Source organism: Methylobacterium aquaticum (genome assembly GCF_001043915.1).
In the GTDB taxonomy this organism is placed as follows: domain Bacteria; phylum Pseudomonadota; class Alphaproteobacteria; order Rhizobiales; family Beijerinckiaceae; genus Methylobacterium; species Methylobacterium aquaticum.
On the sequence record NZ_LABX01000189.1, the window covers coordinates 1 to 6160 of the forward strand.

Here is a 6160-nt window from a genome sequence, read left to right on the forward strand (position 1 = left end):
CGCCCGCCATCCGGCATCGCGTCGCGGGCATTGAGGCAGAGATTGAGCAGGGCGTTCTCGAGCTGCGGCGGGTCGACGAGGACGGTCCAGAGATCGGGAGCGCCGTCGACCGCGATCTCGATCGCCGGGCCGACGGTGCGCCGGATCAGTTCCTCCATCCCGGCCACCAGGTGGTTGACGTCGGTGGGGCGCGGGTCGAGCGTCTGGCGGCGCGAGAAGGCCAGCAGCCGGTGGGTCAGTGCCGCGGCGCGCCGCGCCGCCCCTTGCGCTGCCACCCGATAGCGCTCGACATCCTCGAACCGGCCCTGGCCGATGCGGGTCTGCATCAGTTCGAGCGCGCCCGAGATGCCGGCGAGCAGGTTGTTGAAGTCATGGGCGAGGCCCCCGGTGAGCTGGCCCACCGCCTCCATCTTCTGCGACTGGCGCAGCGCCTCCTCGGCCCGCATCAGCTCGGCGGTGCGGGCGGCGACCTGCTGCTCCAGGGTCTCGGTCAAGGCCCGCAGCATGGTGGTGGCGCGGTCGCGCTCCGCCTCGACGGCGCGGCGCTCGTTCACGTCGATGAGGACACCCGGAAAGCTCAGCGGCGTGCCATCCGGGGCGTGGTCGACCCGGCCGTTGGCCTCCAGCCAGTAATACTGCCCGTCGGCGCGCCGGGTGCGGTACTGGTGGGCATAGGCGCCGCCGCGGATCACCACCGCGTCGATCGCCGCGATCAGGCCGGCCCGGTCGTCCGGATGCACCGTCTCGATCACCTGCTCCAGGCTCAGGCCCTCGCGGCCGAGCGCCGGATCGAGGCCGAAGCTGCGGGCGAACGCCTCGTCCACGGTGAAGCGGTCGTTCGGCAGGTCCCAGAACCAGGTGCCGATGATCGCGCCGGCCGCGAGCGCCAGCTGGACCCGCTCGATGTTCTCCCGGGCGATCGCCTCGCTCTCCCGCAGGCGCCGGGCCGCGCTCACCTGGGCGGTGGTCTCGTTGGTGAGGATGAACAGGCCGGCGGTGCGGCCCTCGCCATCCAGGACCCGCGAATAGGAGAAGGTCCACCAGGTCTCGGCCTCGCCCCGGTCGGTGCCGAGCGTCCAGGGCAGGTCGACGAAGCGCCGGCTGCGGCCCGCGAAGGCATCCTCGATGATGGGCTTGGCCTGCTCCCAGCCATCGGCCCAGACCCGATCGAAACGCTCGCCCATCGCCCAGTCGAGCCGGGGGCCGAGGAGCGGGATATAGGTTTCGTTGAAGAAGAAATGCAGGTCCGGCCCCCAGGCCAGGATCAGGCTCTCGGGCGAGTTCAGCACCAGGCTCAGCGCCGTGCGCAGGGCCTCGGGCCAGGTCTCCGGGGGGCCGAGCGGATGGGTCGACCAGTCGCGCGCGCGGATCATCGCGGCCGCGCGGCCGCCGCCGGCCAGGAACGGAAGGGGGTCACTCATCGGCGTGCGGCGGGCTCACCTGAACACGGGGTCACAAGAACTCGGGTCGCAACAGGCGATCGCCGGTTTCGGGATGAAAACCTGCGACGGACCAGAACCTGAGCGCACGAAGCGGTGGCGCGTCATCGCCTCGTGCGCTCAGGGTAGGGTCGGGCTCGCGCCGCTGCGACAGGGCCCCGGCGGATCTCGACACTCGGGTCGCCCGGGCGCCGGCCGGCCCGGACGATTCGCGTCTTATCGCCCGAACCGGACGATTCGGCAAAGCCGTCCGGCGCCGCCCCCGGGCGGCTCGCCCGCCATAGCGGCCCGGCCGCGCTTTTGGCAGGATCGCCCCAACGCGCCGCCTTCAGGCCGCGACCAGGGAGTCGCGGCCGGGCCGCGCGGGGAGGACCGACCGGATGGCCCACTTCATCAACGACCGCGCCGCCCTGGTGGCGGAGGCGGCGGACGGTCTCGTCACGGGCAGCGGCGGGCGCCTCGCCCGCCTCGACGGCGATCCCGCGATCCGGGTCGTGCTGCGGGCCGACTGGCCGGCCGACCGGGTCGCCATCGTCTCGGGGGGCGGCTCGGGGCACGAGCCGGCCCATGCGGGCTTCGTCGGGCGCGGCCTCCTCACCGCGGCCATCTGCGGCGACGTGTTCGCCTCGCCCTCCGTCGACGCGGTGCTGGCGGGCATCCTGGCGGTGACCGGGCCGGCCGGCTGCCTCGTCATCATCAAGAACTATGCCGGCGACCGGCTGAATTTCGGGCTCGCCGCCGAGCGCGCCCGGGCCCTCGGCCTCGCCGTCGAGACGGTCACGGTCGCCGACGACATCGCGATTCCGGGGGCGGCCCAGCCCCGGGGCATTGCCGGCACGCTCCTGGTGCACAAGGTGGCGGGCCATGCGGCAGAGGCCGGCCGGCCGCTCGCCGAGGTGGCGGGCGCGGCGCGGGCGGCGGCGGCCGAGATCAAGTCCCTCGGGATCGCGGTCTCGGGTTGCACGATGCCGGGCGGGGTCGCGGACACCCGCTTCGCGCCGGGCGAGGCGGAACTCGGTCTCGGCATCCATGGCGAGCCCGGCATCGAGCGCATCGCCCTGCCGGAGGCCGCCGCCCTCGCCCGCCTGATGGCGGCGCGCCTTGCCGAGGCCGTGCCGGGCGACGGACCGCTCGCCCTCCTCGTCAACAACCTCGGCGGCACCACGGCGCTCGAGATGCAGGTCCTCACCGGTGCGGTGCTGGCGACGCCGCTCGGCGCACGGGTGCGCCTGCTCCTCGGGCCGGCCTCAGCGATGACGGCGCTGGACATGCACGGCGCCTCGCTCTCGGTCCTGCCCCTTGGCGCCGCCTTGGGCGACGCGCTCACCGCCGCGACCGAGGTGCCGGCCTGGCCCCGCGCGGTGCCGGTGGTGGCGCCGACGCTCCGCCCCTTGCCCGAGCGCCTCGCGCGACAGGGCGCGGCCACCTCCCCGTCGCACGATCCCGCCGTGGCGCAGGCGATCACGGCGGTCTGCACCGCCCTGATCGGGGCGGAAACGGCGCTCAACGCCCTCGACGCGCGGGTCGGAGACGGCGACACCGGCACCACCTTCGCGTCGGCGGCCCGCGCCGTGCTCGCCGATCTCGACCGGCTGCCGCAGGCCGAGCCCGCCGCCCTGTGCCGCGCGCTCTCCGACCGGCTCGCCCGGGTGGCCGGCGGATCGAGCGGGGTGCTGATGTCGATCTTCTTTGCCGCCACCGGCGCCGGCCTCGCCGACGGGATGCGCTGGCCGGAGGCCCTGGCCCACGGTGCGGAGCGGCTTCAGGCCCATGGCGGGGCGCGGCCCGGCGACCGCACCCTGCTCGACGCCCTGGTCCCGGCGCTGACGGCCCTGCCCGACGGCGGCCTCGCCGCGGCGGCGCGGGCGGCGGAAGCGGGCGCCGCCGCCACCGCCCGGATGACGCGCGCCGGCACCGGCCGGTCGAGCTACCTCGCCGCCACCGACCTCGCCGGGGTCGAGGATCCGGGCGCCGTCGCGGTGGCCCATGTCGTCCGGGCCCTGGCCTCCCCGGGGCTCGGCGGCTGATCCGGGCCACGGCAGCGTGCAGGGTCGGCGAGAGCCGGGCTGGATTCGATCCGTGAGGTCCCGTATCGAGACGATCTCGGGTGATCGATCCGATGTAGCGCCGCGATCGGGTGAGGTTGTCGTTCCATGTTGCATGCAAGAACCTTGAACAACTTCATTGACGTGATCAAGGAGGGCCTCCTGCGTGACAGACAGCAGCAGAGCCGAGGCCTGATCGGCAATCCGCGGGGCGGAGACGTTCTCGACCCCTGAAGTCAAAGTTTTCAAGGAAACCATCATCGCCGCCCTGGAGGGAAATTCAAACAAACCATCTTACAGAGGCGGGTTTTATAGCTTCTATCAGATCAATCAGCTACTGAGATTGTCAGAAAAATATCCCGGCATCGTCAGGAACAAGAGAATTCTGGATTTTGGCTGCGGCGCAACCCGGCCGGTCGCAGCGTCGATCATCCTGTACCTGCTCGGCGCGCGGTCCACGATGGCGATCGATCTGGAGGCGCCGTTCGACCCGGCGGGTATCGCAGTCGCCGAATACGGCAACATCCTGTCGGTGATCTCGGGGTTGAGCCCGATCGAACTGCATCACGTGAACGCGGACCTGTCGCTCTGCCGCAGCCGTGCGGCGGATTTCGATCTCTCGGCCTTGCTCGGCGGCGACCTCCGCGGTGGGCTTGCTCGCAACGTCGGCTATAAACTGTCGCGATATCAGGACCTGAGCGAAGGTGAACGCAAGTTCGACCTCATGATCTCGAATTCCGTCTTCGAACACGTTGCCGATCTCGAGGACGTGCTGACGTGCGCGCGGCAATCCATTGCATCGGACGGCTTCATCTTTGCCGGCGTCGATTTTCGAGATCATCGTTGGTACACCGACACCGCGAAATGGAGCTTCTGGCAATATCTCATCGATGATGGCGACCATCAGCCCGGATACATCAACAAGATTCGCTACTCGGCGATGAACGAGCTGATCCAGCGTGCCGGGTTCAGGATTCTGGAAGCCCACACGGTGCGGGACGCCATGTCTCCGGACTTCGAGGCCGGTCTGTTGCCGAAATACAGGGCGATGTCGCGGGAGGACAAGGAAACGACCGAGTGCCTCTACCTGCTCAGGCCTGCCTGAGCCGGTCGGGCCTGCCCGGCGGCTGTTCCGAGTCGAGACCGCCCCCCTACGATGGAGGCTTGCCGGAGGCGGGTGCGCACCCGGCCTTCGGTCGAGCGACGGACACGGCCCCCGGCATCCGCGTATTCCGTGCCCGACCCGTCGCGAATGAGGATCGAGCCGGGCTCGCTTAGAACATCTTCCGACGAAGTGGATACCGGTTCGTCGTAGAAAATGCGGCAAAATCAAACAGCGAGAGAAGCTTCGCGATTGCAATGCGATCGTGAAGCGCTCCTAGCGGATGCCGGGGTCCGCTGTCGAACTCGCGCCGGGCTCGGGCTTCCGGATCTCCGGGCCTGGTGACGAAAACGCGGATTGGTTCAGCGGCCTGGTGCGTCGGCGTCCCAGGCCGCGGGTCTCAGGCGCCGCGGCGGCCGCGGCGGGGTTTGGCGTCGCTCGAGGTCTGCGCCGGGGCGGTCTCCGCGGGATCCGGGATGGCGGTCTCCGTCGCGACGGGGGCCTCGGCCATCGGCGCGGAGGTGAATGCGGCGGATGCGGATGATTCGACCGCCTCGTCCCCCTCCTCGTTCCGCAGGGAGCGGCGGCGCTGCTGCCCGAGGCCGAGCGAGCGGGCCAGTTCGGAGCGCTGCTCCGAGTAGCTCGCCGAGGTCATCGGGTAGTCGTGGGGCAGGCCCCATTTCTGGCGATAGGCTTCGGGTGTCAGACCCCGCAATGTGAGGTGGCGCCGCAAAGTCTTGTACGACTTGCCGTCTTCGAAGCTGACCAGGAAGTCGTGCGTGATCGAGCGACGAATCTCCCCCGGCGTCGCCTTGGGGTGGACCGGTTCGGGAGGAGCTTTGCTTCCCCGCGCCATCTCGTTCAACACGCCGAAGACATCGGAGATCAGCTTTGGCAACTCGGCGCTCTGGATATGGTTGCTGCTGACATAGGCAGAGATGATGTCAGCTGTCAACGTGACGATCTGGTCGTGAGTGTTGGCTGTCTCTTCCATCCCGGAACGCCCTGAGAATCACTGAAAATCGGCCTCCTATCCTTAAGTTCGACATGACCGAAAAGGCAAGGATTATATGCCGATAAAAACTGCAAACTCCGAGGATTCGATCGGTTGACGTAACAAGCGAAGTCAGAATCGATCTCCGTGCTGCCTGATTGGGCGGCGGCGCTGCCGGAACCCGGCCGTGCCGCCACGATTTTCCCGCCGGATGTTATGGCGCCGTGCGCGGGCATCTCGGCGGGGAAGGTTTGCGGGGAAGTCTCGGAGGCGCGTGGTCGTCGATCTCACCCGCTGCCCGAGCCCATGCCCACGCTCAAGCTTATGCCCCGCTCCGGTATGCGGCGGCGGGGCGGTTCGTGCCGCAGGTCGACGACATCCTGTCTACGATCCGGCGCGTCCGCCTCGGATCGGGCGGCGATCGACGGGCCGGGCAAGCCTGCCCGGCCTCCCTCGCCGGCACGGTGATCCGGGAAGGCGCGCCGCTCGTGCTGCCGTTCGCCGCCGGCAACCGGGACCCGGAGCCCTCCCCGATCCCGACCGCTCGATCCCGACCCGGCAGACACCCCGCCGGCCGGCG

At 70.0% G+C, this 6160-nt stretch carries 5 protein-coding genes; 3 read left to right on the forward strand and 2 right to left on the reverse strand.

Annotation, left to right across the window (positions count from 1 at the left end):
* The coding region (locus VP06_RS23175; protein ID WP_048466160.1) for a PAS domain-containing hybrid sensor histidine kinase/response regulator at positions 1–1421 on the reverse strand (1421 nt) is incomplete at its 3' end.
* 398 nt (positions 1422–1819) lie between these two features.
* Here VP06_RS23175 and VP06_RS23180 point away from each other — a divergent pair.
* Both VP06_RS23180 and VP06_RS23185 read left to right on the forward strand, forming a co-directional pair.
* Entirely contained in the window at positions 1820–3466 is a 1647-nt protein-coding gene (locus VP06_RS23180) for a dihydroxyacetone kinase subunit DhaK (RefSeq protein ID WP_048466161.1), read from the forward strand.
* 361 nt (positions 3467–3827) lie between these two features.
* Positions 3828–4589 carry a class I SAM-dependent methyltransferase gene (locus VP06_RS23185; RefSeq protein WP_197093265.1) on the forward strand — a complete coding sequence of 254 codons (762 nt, stop codon included), beginning with the start codon at positions 3828–3830 and terminating at the stop codon, positions 4587–4589.
* Positions 4590–4986: 397 nt separating this feature from the next.
* Here the strand turns inward: VP06_RS23185 and VP06_RS23190 are convergent, their stop codons facing one another.
* Positions 4987–5580 (reverse strand): Ros/MucR family transcriptional regulator, encoded by a 594-nt coding sequence (locus VP06_RS23190; RefSeq protein WP_048466163.1) that lies wholly within the window; start codon positions 5578–5580, stop codon positions 4987–4989.
* Between the two features lie 359 nt (positions 5581–5939).
* Here VP06_RS23190 and VP06_RS37670 point away from each other — a divergent pair.
* A partial coding sequence (locus VP06_RS37670; RefSeq protein ID WP_210168127.1) for a hypothetical protein occupies positions 5940–6160 on the forward strand: 221 nt, incomplete at its 3' end.